At 61.7% G+C, this 20,561-nt stretch carries 21 protein-coding genes; 8 read left to right on the top strand and 13 right to left on the bottom strand.

Annotated features, from left to right (window positions below):
* Positions 1 to 28 precede the first annotated feature (28 nt).
* The 6 genes from ispF to rpoS all read left to right on the top strand — a co-directional run bounded on the left by ispF (position 29) and on the right by rpoS (position 5,128).
* A complete protein-coding gene (gene ispF, locus RHM60_RS22770) occupies positions 29 to 502 on the top strand; it encodes a 2-C-methyl-D-erythritol 2,4-cyclodiphosphate synthase (protein ID WP_209989580.1) in 474 nt (157 codons plus the stop codon).
* Complete coding sequence (gene truD, locus RHM60_RS22775; protein WP_322212855.1) at positions 499 to 1,557, top strand: tRNA pseudouridine(13) synthase TruD; 1,059 nt, start codon at positions 499 to 501, stop codon at positions 1,555 to 1,557. The genes ispF and truD overlap by 4 nt, the downstream gene beginning before the upstream one ends.
* A complete protein-coding gene (gene surE / locus RHM60_RS22780) occupies positions 1,545 to 2,294 on the top strand; it encodes a 5'/3'-nucleotidase SurE (RefSeq protein ID WP_057007803.1) in 750 nt (249 codons plus the stop codon). The genes truD and surE overlap by 13 nt, the downstream gene beginning before the upstream one ends.
* A 41-nt stretch (positions 2,295 to 2,335) precedes the next feature.
* Positions 2,336 to 2,971, top strand: a complete 636-nt coding sequence (locus RHM60_RS22785; RefSeq protein WP_173670290.1) for a protein-L-isoaspartate(D-aspartate) O-methyltransferase — start codon at positions 2,336 to 2,338, stop codon at positions 2,969 to 2,971.
* Between the two features lie 210 nt (positions 2,972 to 3,181).
* On the top strand, positions 3,182 to 4,018 hold the full coding sequence (locus RHM60_RS22790; RefSeq protein ID WP_209989587.1) for a peptidoglycan DD-metalloendopeptidase family protein: 837 nt from the start codon (positions 3,182 to 3,184) through the stop codon (positions 4,016 to 4,018).
* A gap of 105 nt (positions 4,019 to 4,123) precedes the next feature.
* Positions 4,124 to 5,128 (top strand): RNA polymerase sigma factor RpoS, encoded by a 1,005-nt coding sequence (gene rpoS, locus RHM60_RS22795; protein ID WP_209989590.1) that lies wholly within the window; start codon positions 4,124 to 4,126, stop codon positions 5,126 to 5,128.
* A gap of 201 nt (positions 5,129 to 5,329) precedes the next feature.
* On the opposite strand, the gene RHM60_RS22800 is transcribed toward rpoS, so the two are convergent.
* Complete coding sequence (locus RHM60_RS22800) at positions 5,330 to 5,539, bottom strand: cold-shock protein (protein ID WP_002554837.1); 210 nt, start codon at positions 5,537 to 5,539, stop codon at positions 5,330 to 5,332.
* 389 nt (positions 5,540 to 5,928) lie between these two features.
* On the opposite strand from RHM60_RS22800, the gene dcd reads away from it, so the two are divergent.
* On the top strand, positions 5,929 to 6,495 hold the full coding sequence (gene dcd, locus RHM60_RS22805) for a dCTP deaminase (RefSeq protein ID WP_003231181.1): 567 nt from the start codon (positions 5,929 to 5,931) through the stop codon (positions 6,493 to 6,495).
* A 107-nt stretch (positions 6,496 to 6,602) separates the two neighbouring features.
* The gene (locus RHM60_RS22810; protein WP_322212857.1) at positions 6,603 to 6,800 is read left to right on the top strand and encodes a hypothetical protein; all 198 of its coding nucleotides are present in this window, start codon (positions 6,603 to 6,605) and stop codon (positions 6,798 to 6,800) included.
* 23 nt (positions 6,801 to 6,823) lie between these two features.
* Here RHM60_RS22810 and pdeM read toward each other — a convergent pair whose 3' ends face one another.
* From pdeM to RHM60_RS22870, 12 genes are all read right to left on the bottom strand, one after another.
* On the bottom strand, positions 6,824 to 7,474 hold the full coding sequence (gene pdeM / locus RHM60_RS22815) for a ligase-associated DNA damage response endonuclease PdeM (protein ID WP_322212858.1): 651 nt from the start codon (positions 7,472 to 7,474) through the stop codon (positions 6,824 to 6,826).
* Complete coding sequence (locus RHM60_RS22820) at positions 7,474 to 9,954, bottom strand: ligase-associated DNA damage response DEXH box helicase (RefSeq protein WP_322212859.1); 2,481 nt, start codon at positions 9,952 to 9,954, stop codon at positions 7,474 to 7,476. The genes pdeM and RHM60_RS22820 overlap by 1 nt, the downstream gene beginning before the upstream one ends.
* 57 nt (positions 9,955 to 10,011) lie before the next feature.
* Entirely contained in the window at positions 10,012 to 10,776 is a 765-nt protein-coding gene (locus RHM60_RS22825) for an ABC transporter ATP-binding protein (RefSeq protein WP_209989600.1), read from the bottom strand.
* A 13-nt stretch (positions 10,777 to 10,789) separates the two neighbouring features.
* The gene (locus tag RHM60_RS22830; RefSeq protein WP_322212861.1) at positions 10,790 to 11,908 is read right to left on the bottom strand and encodes a succinylglutamate desuccinylase/aspartoacylase family protein; all 1,119 of its coding nucleotides are present in this window, start codon (positions 11,906 to 11,908) and stop codon (positions 10,790 to 10,792) included.
* A 9-nt stretch (positions 11,909 to 11,917) separates the two neighbouring features.
* Complete coding sequence (locus RHM60_RS22835) at positions 11,918 to 12,628, bottom strand: ABC transporter permease (RefSeq protein WP_057007810.1); 711 nt, start codon at positions 12,626 to 12,628, stop codon at positions 11,918 to 11,920.
* Positions 12,625 to 13,353, bottom strand: coding sequence for an ABC transporter permease (locus tag RHM60_RS22840; RefSeq protein WP_057007811.1), 729 nt, complete (start codon positions 13,351 to 13,353; stop codon positions 12,625 to 12,627). The genes RHM60_RS22835 and RHM60_RS22840 overlap by 4 nt, the downstream gene beginning before the upstream one ends.
* Before the next feature lie 59 nt (positions 13,354 to 13,412).
* Positions 13,413 to 14,192: a transporter substrate-binding domain-containing protein gene (locus RHM60_RS22845; RefSeq protein ID WP_003231167.1), complete on the bottom strand. Its 780-nt coding sequence runs from the start codon at positions 14,190 to 14,192 to the stop codon at positions 13,413 to 13,415.
* A 245-nt stretch (positions 14,193 to 14,437) separates the two neighbouring features.
* Positions 14,438 to 16,072: an ATP-dependent DNA ligase gene (locus RHM60_RS22850; RefSeq protein ID WP_322212862.1), complete on the bottom strand. Its 1,635-nt coding sequence runs from the start codon at positions 16,070 to 16,072 to the stop codon at positions 14,438 to 14,440.
* A complete protein-coding gene (locus tag RHM60_RS22855) occupies positions 16,069 to 17,073 on the bottom strand; it encodes a ligase-associated DNA damage response exonuclease (protein WP_322212863.1) in 1,005 nt (334 codons plus the stop codon). Before RHM60_RS22855 ends, RHM60_RS22850 begins: the two co-directional genes overlap by 4 nt.
* 197 nt (positions 17,074 to 17,270) lie before the next feature.
* Entirely contained in the window at positions 17,271 to 19,712 is a 2,442-nt protein-coding gene (locus tag RHM60_RS22860; protein WP_322212864.1) for a penicillin acylase family protein, read from the bottom strand.
* A gap of 156 nt (positions 19,713 to 19,868) precedes the next feature.
* On the bottom strand, positions 19,869 to 20,069 hold the full coding sequence (locus RHM60_RS22865) for an SEC-C metal-binding domain-containing protein (RefSeq protein WP_003231158.1): 201 nt from the start codon (positions 20,067 to 20,069) through the stop codon (positions 19,869 to 19,871).
* Positions 20,066 to 20,548 (bottom strand): LEA type 2 family protein, encoded by a 483-nt coding sequence (locus RHM60_RS22870; protein ID WP_057007815.1) that lies wholly within the window; start codon positions 20,546 to 20,548, stop codon positions 20,066 to 20,068. Before RHM60_RS22870 ends, RHM60_RS22865 begins: the two co-directional genes overlap by 4 nt.
* Positions 20,549 to 20,561: the final 13 nt, after the last annotated feature.

Here is a 20,561-nt window from a genome sequence, read left to right on the forward strand (position 1 = left end):
GCCCTGAATTAAATCGGGGCGTTTTTTTATGCGTATTGGCCACGGCTACGATGTGCACCGTTTCGCCGAAGGCGAGTTCATCACCCTGGGCGGCGTGCGCATTGCACATCACCACGGGTTGCTGGCCCATTCCGACGGCGATGTTGTATTGCATGCCTTGAGCGATGCCTTGCTCGGCGCGGCGGCACTGGGCGATATCGGCAAGCACTTTCCGGATACCGACCCGACGTTCAAGGGCGCGGACAGTCGTGTGTTGCTGCGCCATGTGGTCGGACTCATCCACGCCAGGGGCTGGAAGGTCGGCAACGTCGATAACACTATCGTGGCCCAGGCACCGAAAATGGCGCCCCATATCGAATCGATGCGCGCGCTGATCGCCGCCGACCTGCAAATAGAACTGGATCAAGTGAACGTGAAAGCCACCACCACCGAAAAGCTCGGGTTTACCGGTCGTGAAGAGGGCATTGCGGTGCACTCTGTCGCCTTGTTGCTGCGCGCATGAATGAACTGCAATTGCTGGGCCCGCGGGCTTATGGCGAGGCGCTGGGCAGCGCGGTCCTGAAGGCGACCGCCGAGGACTTCCAGGTCGATGAGGTGCTGGACATTCCACTGAGTGGCGACGGCGAACACCTGTGGTTGTGGGTGGAAAAACGCGGCCTTAATACCGAAGAGGCGGCCCGGCGCATCGCCAAGGCGGCGGGTGTGCCGCTGCGCACGGTCAGTTACGCCGGGCTCAAGGATCGCCAGGCATTGACCCGCCAATGGTTCAGCGTGCAGCTGCCCGGCAAGGCCGACCCGGACATGAGCGGTGCGCAAGACCACACCCTCAAGATCCTGGAAATGAAACGCCACAAGCGCAAATTGCAGCGCGGTGCTCATTCGGCCAATGGCTTTACCCTGCGCCTGACGCAACTGGCCGGTGATACCGCCGCCATCGACGCGCGCCTGCAACTGATTGCCCAGCACGGTATTCCCAATTATTTCGGCACGCAGCGCTTTGGTCATAACGGCGGCAACGTCGTGGATGCCCGCGAATGGGCTGCGCGCAAAGCCTTGCCGGAGCAGCGCGCGGTGCGTTCGCGGTTGCTCTCCACTGCGCGCAGTTTCCTCTTCAATAAAGTGCTGGCCGCCCGCGTGGCGGACGGTTCCTGGCAGCGTGCACAGGTCGGCGACCTGCTGGCATTTACCGACAGCCGCAGTTTTTTCCCGGCGGGGGAGGCTGAATGCAACGACCCGCGCCTGGCGATCCTGGACCTGCACCCCACCGGCCCACAATGGGGCGAGGGCGACTCTCCGGCGAAAGGTCTTACCTTTGCGCTGGAGCAATCTGTCGCCGCCGGCGAAGCTGACCTGCGTGATTGGCTGGTGAATGCCGGAATGAGCCAGGAACGTCGCATTCTGCGGCTGCCCATTGGCGGGTTGACGTGGCATTATCCCCGGCCTGACATTCTGCAATTGGAATTCGTCCTGCCGGCCGGATGCTTCGCCACTGTCTTGGTGCGCGAGCTTGTTGATCTGGTGCCGGTGGGGCAGACGGACAGCCCATGCGTATTCTGATATCAAACGATGACGGTGCCACCGCACCCGGCCTCGCCGCGCTTCATGCTGCGCTGGCGGATTACGCCGAGTGCGTGGTGGTTGCCCCCGACCAGGACAAAAGTGGTGCCAGCTGTTCGCTGACACTTGACCGTCCGCTGCACCCGCACGTCCTCGCCAATGGTTTCATCAGCGTGAACGGTACGCCCACCGATTGCGTGCACCTGGCGATCAACAGCCTGCTGCAGCCGCAGCCGGACCTGATCGTGTCGGGCATCAACCTCGGCGCCAACCTGGGTGACGACGTGCTGTATTCCGGCACTGTCGGCGCGGCGCTTGAAGGGCGTTTCCTCGGGCGAACCTCGTTCGCGTTCTCTCTGGCGTCGCGCCAGCTGGACAACCTGCCCACGGCCGCCCATTTCGCGCGCAAGCTGGTCGAGGCGCATGCTTCCCTCGACTTGCCGCCGCGCACAGTGCTCAACGTCAATATTCCCAACTTGCCCCTCGACCATATCCGCGGTATCCGGCTCACGCGTCTGGGCCATCGGGCCCGCGCAGCGGCACCGCTGAAGGTGGTTGATCCGCGTGGCAAGGAAGGCTACTGGATTGCCGCAGCCGGCGATGCCGAAGACGGTGGCGAAGGCACGGACTTTCATGCGGTGATGCAAGGTTATGTTTCGATTACCCCGTTGCAATTTGATCGCACCTTCAGTGATGCCTTCAGTCGTCTCGATGGCTGGCTGGAGGGGCTGCGCTGATGGCTCGTGAACAGGACGACCTGCTGCGTCGCGGCATCGGGATGACCTCCCAGCGCACCCGCGAGCGTTTGATCCAGCGCCTGTATGAAGAGGGCCTGTCCAACGCCCAGGTGCTGGAAGTGATTCGGCGCACGCCTCGCCATCTGTTTGTCGATGAAGCCCTGGCGCATCGCGCCTACGAAGACACCGCGTTACCGATCGGCCATAACCAGACCATTTCCCAGCCTTACATGGTTGCGCGCATGAGCGAGCTGTTGCTGGCGGCGGGCCCACTGGACAAAGTGCTGGAGATCGGCACCGGTTCGGGCTACCAGACTGCCGTGCTGTCGCAGTTGGTGGAGCGGGTGTTCTCGGTAGAGCGCATCAAGGTGTTGCAGGACCGCGCCAAGGAGCGCCTGGTTGAGCTGAACCTGCGCAACGTGGTGTTTCGCTGGGGCGATGGCTGGGAAGGCTGGCCAGCATTGGCGCCGTATAACGGCATTATCGTTACGGCTGTGGCCACGGATGTCCCGCAGGCATTGCTTGATCAACTGGCCCCCGGTGGACGCCTGGTGATCCCGGTGGGGGCTGGTGAAGTGCAGCAATTGATGCTGATTATCCGTGAGGACGACGGCTTCTCCCGACATGTGCTTGGGGCGGTACGCTTCGTGCCGTTGCTCAATGGGCCGCTGGCCTGATCATTTATGGGCGGGCAGTGAATTCCGTTGCGTGGGATGTGTCTTACAGCGGGGTCTATCGAATCACGATGATCAAGCGTTGGTGGTCAACACGATGAGTCTTTCGTTTGCGCCGTGTACCGGTAAAAAGCCAATGCCCAGTTATACTTGCGGCATCTTTCAAGCCTGATACAGGCATTCATGTTCAGCCACCATCAAAGGGAGCGGCGGGTGAGTCTCACAGGTCTTGCGCAGCGTATGAGTAAAACTAGCTTTCAGCGACTGGTGCTTGGCCTTGTCTTGAGTTCGTTACTGGCAGCCTGCTCCAGCACGCCAAGCGGCGGCGCACGGGTTGTTGACCGTACCAAGGCGGTGCCGCAGAAACCTACGGTCACCACCGGGCAATATGTGGTGCGCAAGGGCGATACGATGTTCTCGATCGCCTTTCGTTATGGTTGGGACTACAAGGCACTCGCAGCTCGCAACAATATTCCCGTGCCCTATACCATCCATCCGGGACAGACGATTCGCTTCGACGGCCGTAGCGGTTCCGCGCCCGTGTCCGTGGTGACAAGCAGCGGCTCTTCGTCATCCTCCTCAAGCAAGACCACTATTACCACTCGGCCTGCCGGCACCGCGGCACCGACTGTCGCAAACAGGCCCGCACCCGCGCCGCTGCCCCCTGCGGGCCCTGCGCCGAAGGGCTGGGGATGGCCTTCAAACGGCGTGTTAATTGGAAAATTCTCTTCAAACGGCAGTTTGAATAAAGGCATTGATATCGCCGGGGATTTGGGACAGCCTGTTTTAGCTGCGTCTGATGGGACAGTGGTTTACGCCGGGAGTGGTTTACGGGGCTACGGCGAGCTGGTCATCATCAAGCACAGTGACACCTACGTCAGTGCTTACGGTCACAACCGCAGGCTGTTGGTTCGGGAGGGGCAGCAGGTCAAGGTCGGACAGACGATTGCTGAAATGGGGTCAACGGGGACAGACCGGGTGAAACTGCATTTTGAGATTCGCCGTCAAGGGAAGCCCGTCGATCCGCTGCAATTCCTACCCCGTCGTTGATGTGTTACCAGCCTGTTCCCTCACGTAGAAGGAGCAGGCTCCAGCGTTGCCAAGGATAAAGGCGCCGCTTGAGCTTGAGGTCGAACTCACCAAAGGACTATAACAATGGCTCTCAGTAAAGAAGCGCCGGAGTTGGACATCGACGATGAGGTTCTCCTTATGGAGACCGATATCGCTATGGAATCGATGTCGAATGAGGGACCTGCAACACCTTCAGTTCGTACCAAATCCAAGAACGCTTCCGCATTAAAGCAACACAAATACATTGACTACACGCGGGCGCTTGATGCGACGCAGCTGTACCTCAATGAAATCGGTTTTTCCCCTCTGTTGACCCCCGAAGAAGAAGTCCATTTTGCGCGGTTGTCGCAAAAGGGTGATCCGGCCGGGCGCAAACGCATGATTGAAAGCAACCTGCGGCTGGTGGTGAAAATCGCCCGACGTTACGTCAATCGTGGGCTGTCCTTGCTGGACCTGATCGAGGAGGGCAACCTCGGCCTGATTCGCGCGGTGGAAAAGTTCGACCCTGAGCGAGGCTTTCGGTTTTCCACCTATGCCACCTGGTGGATCCGCCAGACCATCGAACGGGCGATCATGAATCAGACCCGTACAATTCGTCTGCCGATCCATGTGGTCAAAGAGCTCAACGTCTACCTGCGGGCGGCACGTGAGCTGACACAAAAACTCGATCATGAACCTTCGCCCGAAGAAATCGCCAACCTGCTGGAGAAGCCAGTCGCGGAGGTCAAGCGCATGCTGGGCCTTAACGAGCGGGTGTCTTCGGTCGATGTCTCGCTGGGGCCGGACTCGGATAAAACTCTGCTGGACACCCTGACCGATGATCGTCCGACAGACCCCTGCGAGCTGTTGCAGGATGATGACCTTTCCCAAAGCATTGACCAGTGGCTGTCCGAGCTTACGGACAAGCAGCGCGAGGTGGTGATTCGCCGCTTTGGCCTGCGTGGCCATGAGAGCAGCACCCTGGAAGACGTAGGCCTGGAGATCGGCCTGACGCGTGAGCGGGTGCGGCAGATCCAGGTGGAGGGTCTCAAGCGCTTGCGCGAGATCCTGGAGAAGAATGGCTTGTCGAGCGAGTCGTTGTTCCAGTAGTAACGCAGTACAAAATGTGGGAGGGGGCTTGCTCCCGATTGCAGTGAAACAGTCACCGGTTGTACCGACTGTGCCACCGCTATCGGGAGCAAGCCCCCTCCCATTTTTTGTGCGCGGCATTCCATGGCGCAAAGGCCGAATTCCGGGCATAAAAAAACCCCGCTTTTAAGGGCGGGGTCTTTTCGACTGAGTCAGTACAAGTTAGATAACTTGAACTTCTTCAGCTTGCATGCCTTTCTGACCGCGGGTAGCGATGAAAGAAACCTGTTGGCCTTCTTTCAGGCTTTTGAAGCCGTCGGATTGGATAGCTTTGAAGTGAACGAACAGGTCGTCACCGGATTGTGGAGTGATGAAGCCGAAGCCTTTTTCATCGTTGAACCACTTAACGGTACCAGTTTGGCGATTAGACATGGTGTAACTCCTTGAACAAAGTTAACTGCGACTCAGGAAAAGCCCTGGCCGAGACTGAGTGCAAAGAGCAGGAAAAATTCTTGGAGATGGTTGGATCGAAATTCAACATATCGTGTAGAGATTCTCAGTGACACAAGCAACACAGTGACGCCACCTTAACCGTTTTTCCGGGACGTGCCAATGGTATTTCCACAGGTTTCTATAAATTCGTGACTGGCGGCGGTATTTACAGCGCGCTCTTGCGGCAGTCAGAGCCCGCCCCCGCTGGCTGTGGCTTGCAGCCACGCGCGCAGCCGCGAAGAAATGCCCCGCGCCCTTTGAACCCCATCGCCGGCCCCGGTAAGATGCCCCACAGCCTTTTTTCTACCTCGCTATTCAGGACACCCGCCATGAGCATCAAATCGGACAAGTGGATTCGCCGCATGGCGCAAGAGCACGGCATGATCGAACCCTTCGTCGAGCGCCAGATCCGTGGCGAAGGCAATGACCGCGTGATCTCGTACGGTGTTTCCAGCTACGGCTACGACGTGCGTTGCGCCGACGAATTCAAGGTGTTCACCAACATCAATTCGGCCACTGTCGACCCAAAGAACTTCGACGAAAAGAGCTTCGTCGATATCAAGAGCGACGTGTGCATCATCCCGCCCAACTCTTTCGCGCTGGCGCGTACCGTGGAGTTCTTCCGTATCCCCCGCGACGTGTTGACCATCTGCCTGGGCAAAAGCACCTACGCGCGTTGCGGCATTATCGTCAACGTGACGCCGCTTGAGCCGGAGTGGGAAGGCCATGTGACCCTGGAGTTCTCCAACACCACCACGCTGCCGGCGAAAATCTACGCAAATGAAGGTGTAGCACAGATGCTGTTCCTGCAGTCCGATGAAGCCTGTGAAGTGTCCTACAAGGACCGTGGCGGCAAGTACCAGGGCCAGCGTGGCGTCACTCTCCCACGCGCTTGATCGAAAGGTCTTACACGTTAAGGGAATTAGTCTGCAAGAAGTGACTCTATTGGGTGTACTGCCTCGGTGCGTGTAAAGCGCGCCGAGCCACGCTTGAGGAGTACCTTATGAAGATTGACCCGCGAATCAGCGCTGAACTTGCCCGGCTTGAACCCAACCAGATTGGTGTTTTAGCCTGGTCCCTGATGGCCAACCCTGCTCACGCGGGTGGCATTCCCGGCCAACCTACACCGGATTATCCCCAGCCGACCGAGCCAGGCGAGCCTGTCCTCCCGGATGAGCCACCGCCCGCACCGGTCGCCTGATAGATGCGCGGCCAGTCAGTGCCTCACTGAACGGGCCATACCTCGTGATCGCCGATCACAAACAGTCGGCGATCAACGTCCTGCTCAACCGCATAGCCACCAGTAAATGCGCCGAAGGCCGGCAGGAGGCTGACCTGTGTGCCTATCAGAAAGCACGGCAGGCGCAGGCTTTGCCGGCCCTTGCCGCGCAATCGGTACACCGGATGCACATGCCCCGCCAGCACGTGGTGGCTGGGATGGGCGTCCGGTTCGTGTTGCAGAGCGAAGGGGCCCATCAGAAGCGGTTCGGTGACCACCCCAATACGTAGATCGGCAGGTGGATCGCCTGCACGTTTATCGTGATTGCCGCGAATCAGCGTCATGGCCAGATCAGGCGTGCGATCACGCCAGGCCCTTAAGGTGCCCAGTGTTCCGCTGGCGTGGGAGCCGGGGCCATGCAGAAAATCACCCAGAAAGATCACCTGTTCGCAGGCAAACCCGCTTAGCACACGGTCAAGCCTGTGCAGATTGGCCGTGGTGGTCCCTTGCGGCACCGGTTGCCCGAGGCTGCGGTAGGCCGATGCCTTGCCAAAATGCGCGTCGGCAATCAGCAGCGTACGGCGGGCGGGCCAGTACACGGCCTTATCCGCCAGCAGCCAGAGCTCTTCCCCCTCAAGCGTGACTGAGCAATACATCAACGTTTCCCATTATCCGCGACTTTTTCCAGGTCCTTGACCATCCGCGCAATGCGCTCCGACAGTTTTTCCGAGCTCATGCTCTCGCGCATCCGTTCCACCAGCAGCGGAAAGGCCAGCGGGGTAGGCCGCTCAATCATATGCAGGTCGCGTTTGAGCGACGTCAGATGCAGCAACGTTTCTTCCAGCCGCCGAATATCCAACTCATCACGCAGGACTTCTTCCCCGGCCTGGGTCAGCAGCAGGTTGTGCGGATCGTATTGCTTGAACACCTCGAAAAACAAACCACTGGAGGCCTGCACCTGCCGGGTACTCTTCGGCGCTCCCGGGTATCCGGCAAACACCAGCCCGGCAATCCGCGCGATCTCGCGAAAGCGGCGCAGCGCCAGTTCCCCTGCATTCAGGCTTGCGGCGACGTCCGCCAGCAGATGCTCCGGGCTCAGCAGGGCCTCGTTCAATAGACGTGGCCAGTGCACCTCGGTGGCGCTCAGCAGCTCCAGCCCGTAATCGTTCACCGCAATCGAAAACGTCACCGGCTGTTGCTGGCTGACCCGCCATGCCAGCAGGCTTGCCAGTCCCAGGTGCACCTGACGGCCGGCGAAAGGGTAGAGAAACAGATGCCAGCCCTCGCGCGACTTCAGCGCTTCGGCCAGCAGGTGATCGTGGGTGGGCAGGCCCGACCAGCGCAATTGCGTTTGCAGCAACGGTTGCACCGCTTGCATCTCCGGGCCGTCGAAGCGCCCATGCGCCGCCGCGTCAAAGCGTTCGACCACCGCCTGCGCCAGCTCGTTGGAAAGCGGCATGCGCCCGCCATTCCAGCGCGGCACGGCGGCTTTTTTCGCGGTGCTGCGGCGTACGTAGGCGGTCATGTTCTCCACGCGCACCAGTTCCAGCAAGCGGCCGGCAAACAGAAACCCGTCCCCCGGCTTGAGCCGCGCAATAAAACCTTCCTCGACACTGCCCAGATTCTTGCCGCCGCCGCCCTTGCTCCAGTATTTGAGATGGATACTCGCATCGCTGACGATAGTGCCAACGCTCATGCGGTGACGCCGCGCCAGGCGCGCATCGGGCACGCGCCAGATGCCGTGTTCGTCCGGTTCCACGCGGCGGTAATCCGGGTAGGCGGTCAGCGACAGGCCGCCGTGGCGCACAAAGCCCAGCGCCCAGGCCCAGTCCTCCTCCGTGAGTTCGCGGTACGCCCAGGCACCGCGAACTTCCGCCAGCAAGGCATCTGGCGTAAAGCCGCCGCCCAAGGCCATGCTCACCAAGTGTTGTACGAGTACATCCAATGGCTTATGGGGCGATTCCCGCGCCTCGATGCGCCGTTCGGCGATTGCATCCTGCGCCGCCGCGGCCTCGACCAGCTCCAGGCTATGGGTCGGTACCAGCGTCACCCGTGACGGCCGCCCCGGCGCATGGCCGGAGCGCCCGGCGCGTTGCATCAGGCGCGCCACGCCTTTGGCCGAGCCGATCTGCAGCACGCGCTCCACCGGTAAAAAGTCCACGCCCAGGTCCAGGCTCGACGTACACACCACGGCCTTGAGCTGCCCGTCTTTCAAGGCGCGCTCCACCCAGTCACGGGTTTCCCGCGACAGTGAGCCGTGGTGCAGGGCGATCAAACCGGCCCAGTCCGGCCGCGCGTCCAGCAAGGCCTGGTACCAGATCTCCGATTGCGCACGGGTATTGGTGAACACCAGGCAACTGCTGCTCGAGTCCACTTCGGCCACCACTTGCGGCAGCATTTTCAAGCCAATATGCCCGGCCCATGGGAAACGTTCGGTGACGGGCGGCAACAGCGTGTCAATGATCAATTGCTTGGCAGTCTGCCCCTGCACATTGATCCCATCGCCCTGTGGGACCAAAACCTCCAGCGCGTGGGCCTGATTGCCCAGGGTCGCGGAAATGCCCCACACCATCAATTCAGGGTGCCAGCGCCGCAAGCGGGCCAACGCCAATTGCAGCTGCACGCCGCGCTTGTTGCCGATCAATTCATGCCATTCATCCACGATCACCATGCGCAAGTGTCCCAGGCTGGCCTCGCTGTCGGCGCGGGCGAGCATCAGGGTCAGGCTTTCCGGGGTGGTGACCAGCGCAGTGGGCTGGCGGCGGGTCTGGCGGGCACGTTCGCTGTTGCTGGTATCGCCGGTGCGCAGGCCGACGCTCCAGGGAATCTGCAAGTCAGCAAGCGGTGCTTCGAGGGCGCGGGCGGTGTCGGCGGCCAGCGCACGCATGGGGGTGATCCACAGCACGCTCAATGGTTCGGCCGGCGGCTTGCGTTTACCGGTGGCCGGCGGACGGGTGATGGCCAGGCGGTTGAGCGCGGCAAACCACAAGGCGTAGGTCTTGCCGGCTCCAGTGCTGGCGTGCAACAGGCCGGACCGGCCCTGCTTGACCGCCGCCCACACGTCTTTCTGAAACGCGAAGGGCTTCCAACCCTTGGCGGCGAACCATTGCCTGGCGAAGTCGTGGGGTTTTGCCATGCGGCAGCTGACGTCCTGAAGGGTCTATTCCACAGACCCTTCGCGCGGCATAAAGGTTTACTTCAAGTTGCCACTCAAAAATTGCTGCAGACGCTCGCTCTGCGGATTGCCCAGCACCGCGTCCGGCGTGCCTTCCTCTTCCACTCGTCCCTGATGCAGGAACAGCACCTGGCTCGATACCTTGCGCGCAAAACTCATTTCGTGAGTCACCATGATCATGGTGCGGCCTTCCTCGGCCAGGCCCTGGATCACCTTGAGCACTTCGCCCACCAGTTCGGGGTCGAGGGCCGAGGTGGGTTCGTCGAACAGCATCACTTCCGGTTCCATGGCCAGGGCGCGGGCGATGGCCACTCGCTGTTGCTGGCCGCCGGAGAGGAAGGCCGGGTATTGATCGGCCACCCGCGCAGGCAGGCCGACCTTGTCCAGGTAGCGGCGGGCACGCTCTTCGGCGTCCTTTTTGCTGCAACCCAGCACCCGGCGCGGGGCCATGGTGATGTTTTCCAGCACGCTCATGTGGCTCCACAGGTTGAAGTGCTGAAACACCATCGCCAGCCGCGTGCGCAGGCGCTGCAACTCGGCGTCGTCGGCCACGCGCATGCCGTGGCGGTCACTGACCATGCGGATCGCCTTGCCATCCAGGGTCATGGCGCCGTCGTCGGGGGTTTCCAGAAAGTTGATGCAGCGCAAAAACGTGCTCTTGCCCGAGCCGCTGGCGCCGATCAGGCTGATCACGTCACCGGTATTGGCCTTGAGCGTGACGCCTTTGAGCACTTGATTGTCGCCATAGCTTTTATGCAGGCCTTCAACGGTCAGTTTGTACATGGGGCGTGCATCCTCAAGGCGAAAGTAGATAGCCGCTGCGGTAGGCCTGTGCGCCTGCGACATGGCCGATAACCATCCCGGCAGTGGCCATGCGGCGCAGCGAACGGGCGTAAAGCAGGCCTGCGTGCCGGCAGTGCACGGGCGTTACGCGGTCGGTAATGGGGTCGATGATCTCGGCGATCCGTTGCCCGGCGTGCAGGTATTCCCCCGGCAGGGCGCTGTACACCAGCAAGCCGCCCACTGGCGTGGCCACCGGCTCCACGCCCGCCAGCGGGGTGGCCGGGTAGGGCAGGTCGGGCAGCGGCGGCGCCTGGCCGGCAATTGCACCGAAGTGAATCAGGTAGTCGATGATCGCCTGGCAGTCGAGGCTGGCCAGGCCATGGTTGACGTCACCCTGGCCGCGCAGCTCGACGGTGACTGCAAAACTGCCCATGGGCAGCGGGAAGCGCTCGCCGAAGCGTTGCTGCAACTGCCACCACACCAGCGTGAAACACTCGTCGAAGGACTGCCCGCCCGAGTCGGTGGCCAGCAGGTTGGCTTCGCTGCCGATATAGCGTGCCAACGGCTCCACCTGCGGCCAGGCCTCGGGCGTGGTGTACAGGTGCGCCACGGCTTCGAAGTCGCAATGCAGGTCCAGCACCATGTCGGCATCGCAGGCCAGGCGTTGCAGCACCAAACGTTGGGACTGCAACTGGGTGTCGGCGGTTTGCTCGGCCAGGGCGCCTGACAGCGCGGTGCGCACCCGCTCCACATTGCGCCGGGGATCGTCGTCCAGCAGCGCCTCCACCTGGTCGCCGACCTGCGCACTGAGGTCGACAAAATGGCGATTGAAGTTCTGCCCGCTTTCCAGCTCGTAGCGTCCCAGCGGGGTGTCCATCAACACTTGTTCCAGGCCGGCCGGATTGGCGATGGGCACCAGCACGATTTCGCTGCGCAGGCGCCCGGCTGCCGCCAGCTCGGCCAGGCGCTGTTTCAGATGCCAGGCCACCAGCATGCCTGGCAGCTCATCAGCGTGCAGCGACGACTGGATGTAGATTTTGCCGACGGCCTGTTCCGGGCCGAAGTGAAAACTGTGAATCTGCCGCGCCGTGCCGGGCACCGGCGCGATCAGATCATGTACCTGATGACGCATGAACACTCCTTAGCGGCTCGGCCCGAGGAAGGCCAGCCAGCGACGCTCCGCCAGTCGAAACAGACCGACCAGGGCGAAGGTCACCGTCAGATAGATCAGCGCGGCGATGCCGAACGATTGAAAGGTCATGTAAGTGGCCGAGTTGGCGTCCCGTGCGACTTTGAGAATGTCCGGCACGGTTGCGGTAAACGCCACGGTGGTCGAGTGCAGCATCAAAATCACTTCGTTGCTGTAGTAAGGCAGCGAACGGCGCAGGGCCGACGGCATGATCACATAGGCATACAGCTTCCAGCCGCTGAGGCCATAAGCCTTGGCCGCCTCCACTTCACCGTGGGCCATGCTGCGAATGGCGCCGGCGAAAATCTCGGTGGTGTACGCGCAGGTGTTGAGGGCGAAGGCGAGGATGGTGCAGTTCATCGCATCGCGAAAGAACGCCCCCAGCAGCGGCTGCTCGCGTACCGCCGCGATGCTGTAGATACCGGTGTAGCAGATCAGCAACTGGATATAGAGCGGCGTGCCACGAAACAGGTAGGTGTAGAACTGCACCGGCCAGCGCACCCGGCGTTTGGGCGACACCCGCGCGATGGACAGCGGGATCGACACGATAAACCCGATGACCAGCGCCGCGCTCAGCAGCCACAGGGTCATGGCCAGCCCCGTGATGTGCTGGCCGTCGCTATAAAGGAAGGGGCGCCAGTATTCCTGCAGGAGCTCGATCATCGCACTGCCTCCCGTGAGCCTGCCGAGTAGCGCCGTTCAAGCCGGCGCAGGACGAAATTGGATGCGCTGGTGATCAGCAGGTAGATCAACGCGGCGATGACCAGAAAATAGAACAGTTGATACGTGCTCTTGCCGGCATCCTGGGCGGCCTTGACCAGGTCGGCCAGGCCGATGATCGACACCAGCGCCGTGGCCTTGAGCATCACCATCCAGTTATTGCCGATGCCCGGCAGGGCAAAACGCATCATCTGCGGGAAGGTCACGTAGCGAAAGCGTTGCCCGCGCTTGAGCCCGTAGGCGGTCGCGGCTTCCAGTTGGCCACGGGGCACGGCGAGGATCGCGCCGCGAAACGTCTCGGTGAAGTACGCACCGTAGATAAAGCCCAGGGTGATGACCCCGGCGCTGAATGGGTCGATCTCGATGTAGTCCCATTCCATGAAGTCGGTAAAACCGGTCAGCCAGATTTGCAGGCTGTAGAAAATCAGCAGCATCAGCACCAGGTCGGGCACGCCGCGAATCAGGGTGGTGTAAAGCTGGGCGGGAATGCGCAGCAGGCGCAGGCTGGACAATTTGGCACTGGCACCGAGCAGGCCCAGCAGGACGCTGACGGCCAGGGATGCGACCGACAACTTGATGGTCATCCACGTACCTTGCAGCAACAGCGGGCCGAACCCTTTCAAGCTGAAGGCACTCAGCCCCAGGGTGTTCAGAAGATCTTCAAACATGAATTCAGGACCTATGGCGATAAAAAAGCGCCCACCGCAAAGCGATGGGCGCCAGCGTGTTATTTACCGCTGTACAGGTTCAGGTCGCCGAAGTGTTTCTTCTGGATGGTGGCGTAGGTGCCATCATCGTGTAACGCTTTGATACCTTTATCGAGCAGGGCCTTGAGGTCTTTGTTACCTTTTTTGATACCGATCGCGGTTTTCGACGGCAGCAACGGGTCGTCGATGGCGGCGCTGACTTCGTAACCGGCGCCGGCCGGCGACTTCAGAAAGCCCAGTTCGGCTTGCAGCATGTCCTGCACCGAAGCGTCCAGACGACCGGAGGTCAGGTCGGCGTACACCTGGTCCTGGTTGGCGTAGGCCTTGGTGGTCACACCGGCCTTATCCAGTACGGCCTTGGCGTAGGCTTCCTGGATGGTGCCCTGCTCGTAGCCCACGGATTTGCCCTTGAGGGATTCCGGCGTAGAGAACCCTGCGCCTTTCTTGAACACCAGGGAGGTCGGGCCCGAGAACAGCTCATTGGAGAAGTCGATCGCCTTTTCACGGGCTGCAGTCACGGTCATCGACGAAATCACGCCATCGAACTTGTTGGCGTTGAGGCCCGGGATCATGCCGTCGAAATCGCTTTCGACCCATTTGCACTTGACCTTCAGTTCCGCGCAGATCGCGTTGCCCAGGTCGATATCAAAGCCCACCAGGCTGCCATCGGCGGCCTTGGATTCAAACGGCGCGTAGGAGGGATCCACACCAAAACGCAATTCCTTGTATTCCTTGGCCGTGGCTACACCGGCGGCCATGCACAGGGCCAGTGCAGAAAGGGTCAGCAATGCTTTTTTCATTAGGTAATCCCTGGAAACCAAGATAAGCGCTTGTGGCGCGTTTAGGACTGTTACTGAACGGTGTCAGACGGCTCTCAAGTAGCAATTTCTGCACCATAGTTCCGAATGAGCGTTTTAAAAGGCAAGGCGAGGGCGTTGGGAGTGTAGGCGATGCCCAAAAATGGGCATCGAAAATACCGTGCACTCATTCGGACCATTAACGAGGACCAAATTATGGGAGGGGCTTGCTCCCACAGGGATTTGTATCAGGCGAGGAGGTCCTGCAGGGTGGCCAGGTTATCGGCTTCCTCCACCGCCTTGTCCTGGCGCCAGCGCAGCATCCGTGGAAATCTCACCGCAATCCCGCTCTTGTGCCGCTTGGACAGGGCAATACCTTCAAACCCCAGCTCGAACACCATGCTCGGCGTCACGCTGCTGACCGGGCCGAATTTTTCCACGGTGGTCTTGCGCACGATGGCGTCGACCTTGCGCATTTCTTCGTCGGTCAGTCCCGAATAAGCCTTGGCAAACGGCACCAGCGTGCGCTCGGTGCCGGGCGGCCCGTCCCACACGGCGAAGGTGTAGTCGCTGTACAGACTGGCGCGGCGGCCGTGGCCGCGTTGGGCGTAGATCAAAACGGCATCGACGCTGAACGGATCGACTTTCCACTTCCACCACAGGCCCATGTCCTTGGTGCGGCCAACGCCGTAGAGGCCTTTGCGATCCTTGAGCATCATGCCTTCCACGCCAAGACTGCGCGAAGCTTCACGCTGTTCGGCCAGTGCTTCCCAGGTGTCGGCCTGCAACAACGGCGAGGGCAGCAGCACGGGCTGGTCGCACGCGCGGATGACCTGTTCGAGTTGCGCGCGGCGTTCGGCCTGGACATGGTTGCGCCAGTCTTCGCCCTGATATTCCAGCAGGTCGTAGGCGAGTACCGCGACCGGGGCATCCTCCAGGACTTTTTTGCTCAACGTCTTGCGACCAATGCGCTGCTGCAGCAGGGCAAAGGGTTGCACCGCGTCTTTCCACACCACAATCTCGCCGTCGATCACCGTGCCGTCCGGCAGGCCGCTGACCAGGCTGTGCAGCTCGGGAAAGCGCTCGGTCACCAGTTCCTCACCTCGCGACCAGACCCACAAACGGCCTTCGCGCTTGACCAGTTGTGCGCGGATGCCGTCCCACTTCCATTCCACTTGCCAGTCATTCGGCGAGCCGAGCAGCGTGTCGAATTGCTCGACCGGCTGCGACAGGCCATGGGCCAGAAAAAACGGATAGGGCTGCCCGCCGCGTTGCGCGTGTTCGTCGGATGATTCAGGCGCAATCAGCTTGAGGTAGCCTTCGGCCGTAGGACGATTGGACAAATCGGTGTAGCCCACCAGCCGCTGCGCAACGCGCTTGCTGTCCAGATCGGCCATGGCGGCAAGGGCACGGGTGACCAGTAGCTTGGACACGCCGACGCGAAAGCTGCCGGTGATCAGCTTGATGCACACCATCAGGCTGGGCTGGTCCAGCTGTGTCCACAGCGCGGGCAGGCGTTCGGCCAGGTCCATTGGCGACAGGCCGCGCAGGGGCAACAGTTTTTCTTCCAGCCAAACGGCCAGGCCATCCTGCGAGGTGTAGGTGGATTCGGGCAATAGCAGGGAAATGGTCTCGGCCAGGTCCCCGACCGATTGGTAGCTCTCTTCGAACAGCCAGGCTTCGATGCCTGACGCTTGCGTGGCCATGTCCCTTAAAAGGCGCGTCGGCACCAGTTGCCGGGGTCGGCCACCGGATAAAAAGTACACCGCCCAGGCGGCATCCTCTGGCGGCGCCTGCAGGAAGTAGGCTTGCAATGCAGCCAGCTTGGCATTGCTGGAGGTGGTGGCGTCGAGGTTGGCGTACAGCTCGGCGAAGGCCTTCATGCGGTGGCCTCTTCTTCGTCGTCACCGTATTCGGTGGTGAAGCCCTGGGCGTCCAGGCCTTTTTCCCGCAGGTGGCGCACCAATACACCCACCGAGCCGTGGGTGACCATCACCCGTTCGGCGCCGGTTTGTTCGATGGCCCACAGCAAGCCCGGCCAATCGGCGTGGTCGGACAGCACAAACCCCCGGTCCACCCCGCGCCGCCGTCGCGTGCCGCGCAGGCGCATCCAGCCGCTGGCGAAGGCGTCGCTGTAGTCGCCAAAGCGCTTGATCCAGCTGCTGCCGCCAGCCGATGGCGGAGCAATGATCAGCGCCTTGCGCAACAGCGGGTCGGTTTTTTTGAAGTCACCTGCGTAAAGGGTTTCGGGAATGTAAATGCCGGCCTCGCGGTACACCCGGTTCAAGGGCTCGACGGCGCCATGGCTGAGGATCGGGCCGATGCTCGCGTCAATGCCGTGCAGAATGCGCTGGGCCTTGCCGAAGGAATAACAGAAAAGCACGCTGGCCTTGCCGGCGGCGACGTTGGCCTGCCACCAGTCGTTGATGCCGGCGAAGATCTGCGCCTGGGGCTGCCAGCGGTAGATCGGCAGGCCGAAGGTGGATTCGGTGATGAACGTGTGGCAGCGCACCGGTTCGAACGGCGCACAGGTGCCATCGGGCTCCACCTTGTAATCGCCGGATGCGACCCAGACTTCACCCTGGTATTCGAGGCGCACCTGGGCCGAGCCGAGTACGTGCCCGGCCGGATGAAAACTCAGGGTGACGCCGTGGTGCACCAGCCGTTCGCCGTAGGCCAGGGTTTGCAAGTTGATCTCCTGGCCCAGGCGCGAGCGCAGAATGCCTTCGCCGGGCGCCGCAGCCAGGTAATGCTGGTTGCCGGTGCGGGCGTGGTCGCCATGGGCATGGGTGATGACGGAGCGTTCCACCGGGCGCCAGGGGTCGATGTAGAAATCTCCGGCGGGGCAGTAGAGGCCTTCGGGGCGGGCGATGACAAGGTCCATGGGGTGACCGGGGAGGTGGGCTTGTCTATTTTGAGGCGGGGTCGCGCGGGTAAGTTCTATCTGAATGCATGGGGTTCAACGGTGGGAGGGGCTTGCTCCCGATAGCGGTGGATCAGTCAATAAATGCAGTGACTGACACTTTGCTATCGGGAGCAGGCCCCCTCCCACATGGTGACTCGGTTTCTTCAGTTTCCGGGTTACTTGCCAGGTGTCAGGGTGAGCCGGTTTTTGCCATACACCTTTTCGAAGTTCTGCGGCTGCATCGGGAAGCTCAGGTACTGCGCCTTGAGCGCCGGGTCGATGCCATTGGCATAGTCGGGGCTGGCCGGGTTGCCGGACTGGCCGCTGCCGCCCTGGCCCAGCATCGGTTCCACCTGACCGAAGTCGACAATCATGCGCAGTGCCGGCACCTGCGTGGTGTCGAAACTCTGGCCCCAGCTGTACGGCGCCGGGTTCAGGGTGTTGTGGTCGCCACCACTGGCAAACGGGCCACGGATGACCTGGCCACTGGTGCTCTTCCAGGTGGTGCTGTGCAGTTTGCCCCACTGCCAGGCCTTGTGATCAGTGCCCAGTTGGCTGTCGCCGGCGCTGATCGCGGCGGCGAGGCTGCGGGCAAGGATAGTGGGCTTGTCTTCTTTTTGCGCCGTGCGCACATCGTCCCAGAACGGGCTGTCTTCGCGGCCCAGCAGGTGGTCGGCGTTGGCCGAGTAAGAGAGGTTGGCATTGCTGACAAAGGCTTTCCAACTGGCGCTGGTATCCGGGCCGAGTTCGTCGAGGAAGATCTGCCGCGTACTCTCTTGCAGGAACAGCTCGTAGATCGCCGCGTCGGCGGAGGATGGCGCAAGGCGCCCATCGAACGCCATCAGGCGGCCCAGCGCTTCACGCGCCTTGGCCTGTTCGGCCGCAGGCAGCGCAGCAATCGCCTGTTTCAAGGGCTGGGCCATGCCTGGCGCCTGGAACATGGTCTTGAGCTTGGCGGCGAATAGGGTGGTCTGGTCGTACTGCATGGCGATCATGCTGCGGCTGTCATGCTTGCCGGCGTTGGCCAGTTGCGCCAGGCGCTCGCTGCGCTCCGGTGCGTCCCAGGAATTGGACAGTTGCATGCCATAGCCACGCGGCGCGGTGCGCTGGTTGGCGGTGCCTATCCAGCCCTGGACCGGGTCCTGGTCATAAGGGTGCAGCATCGCGTCGGCGTAGCCGTCCCAGTCAAAGCGCGTGTCCCAGCCCGGCGAGGGCAGCAGGCCTTCGCCTTCGCGGCGGTTGGGGAAGCGGCCGGTGACCTGCCAGCCAATGCTGCTGGCGTCGGCGAACACCATGTTCAGAGCAATCGCACGGATTTCGCGGGTGGCGTCCGACGCCTTGCCGATGTTTTGCGCGCGGGACAGGTCGAAGAACGCGTCCAGGCTCTTGTCGTCTTTGAGGTCGGCCGTTTGCAGGGCCAGGCCAAAACCACTGGTGAGTGCCTGGCTGCTGTTGAGCAGGGCTCCGTGGCGGGTTTCGTACACCACTTCACGAATCGAGCCACGGCCCTTGATGAAGAACGTTTCGTTACGCACGCCGGCCGGCAGCCACTTGCCGTTGTTCTCGTAGTACAACGCGCTGCCCTGGCGTTTGACCTTCTCCAGGAACAGGTCCTGGGTGTCGCCCTTGACCGTGCTCATGCTCCACGCCACTTTGCCGTTGAAACCGGACAGCAGGGTCGGCAGGCCGGCAATCGAGGCGCCCGCGGCCTGGTATTTCGGCGCGCGGATCTGCACGTAGCTCCACGGCGACGGCGCTTGCGGCTGGGCCGCGAGGTCGTTGGCCAACAGGCTCCTGCCGCTGCGGCTGCGTTGCGGGCCGATTGCCCAGTTGCTCGAGGTGGTCACCGCCAGCGCATTGAGCGTGCTCAGTTGCTGGCTGACCGTGTCCAGCCCGGCGAGGCCGGTGATCTGGCTGAGGTTCACGCCCTTGAGCTTCTCTGCCTCGGCCAGCGGGATGGGTTCGTCCGGCGCGCTGGGGGTGAGCCAGGCGAGTTTGTCGACGCCGACTTTTTGCGCCAGCACCAGCGAGGACAGCTCCTCCTGCAGGTTGGCCGACTCGCTGAAATTGAGCAGGCAGAACAACAGTGCCGAATCTTCCGGCTTCCAGTATTCGGGCTTGTAGCCGGTCTGGGCCAGGTCCGGCGGCAGCTTGTCGCGGTAGCGGAACAGGTAGGCATTGACCCCGCGCGCATACACTTCGAAGAAGCGCTTGAGGCGTGGGCTCGATGCGTTATACAGCTCGCCGGCGCTTTTTTTCAGGTTCACGGCGCGCATCAAGCGGTCGACATCCAGCACGTCAGGGCCGGCCATTTCCGCCAGACGGCCCTGGGCCAGCAGGCGCAGGGTGACCATCTGGTTGATGCGGTCGCTGGCGTGCACATAGCCGAGGCTGAACAGCGCATCGTGGAAGGTATTGCTCTCGATCAGCGGCATGCCCTGGGCGTTGCGGCGTATCGACACATTCTGGGCCAGGCCTTTGAGCGGCTGCACGCCGGCAACGGGCGGCAGGGTGTCCTGGGTGCTCTGGAGCTGGCAACCGGCCAGGCTTAACGCACTGGCCACTGCCGCGGCAACGCCGAACCGGGGAAGAAAACGTGAGAGGGCTGGCGAGGCCATGGCAAAGCTCCTGCGGGGGTAGTTTTGGGTAAAACATCGCACATCAACGTGGGAGGGGGCTGGCGCCCGATGGCTGAGTGCCAGTCGCTGCATCTGTTGACTGGTCCACCGCCATCGGGCGCAAGCCCCCTCCCACCTTTACAGCTTCAGGGTGACTTAGACCCCGTGGCACTTCTTGAATTTTTTCTCGCTGCCGCAGGGGCAGGGATCGTTGCGGCCAACGTCCTTCAATGCATTGCGCACCGGCTCCTGATGAGCGTGGCCGCAATTGGGGCCGTGGACATGGCCGTGGTCGTGATCATGGTGCTCGTGATCGTGGTTGCAGTCAGGACCATGGACATGGGGTTGCTGAGTCATCGATGTCGCTCCGGAATAAAATCGCCGGGGATTATCTCGCCATTGTGGGCCACCTGCACGTCATTACCGATGAACAAGCCGGTTTTCAGCTCGCCCTCCAGGCGATAGGGCACGGGCCGGTCGGGGTTTTTGAGCATATGCACCACCTCGCGGATCTGCGGCCAGAGGTTGGTGCGCACCGACACCCTGAACACCGCATGGCTGCGCGGCGCCACGGTGAGCCATTCGTTGGACTCGCCTTCGGTCAACACGAAGTCGCCCAGGCTGACCTTGTAGATCAGGCCGCGCACGGTGAGGTCGGCGTCGTCGCGGTTGTCCACGCGAAAATACAGCCTGAATTTCTGCTCCAGCAACTTGGCGCGTACCACTTCGACCTTGACCAGCGAGACGTGAGGCGGCGGCGAATCGTCCTCGAACCAGGAGGCGCAGCCGGTAAGACCCAGGGTCAACGCCAGCATCAAGCTGAATATACGAAGCATGGCGTGTCCCTGT

Origin of the sequence: Pseudomonas sp. MH9.3, assembly GCF_034354675.1 — a bacterium.
GTDB lineage: Bacteria > Pseudomonadota > Gammaproteobacteria > Pseudomonadales > Pseudomonadaceae > Aquipseudomonas.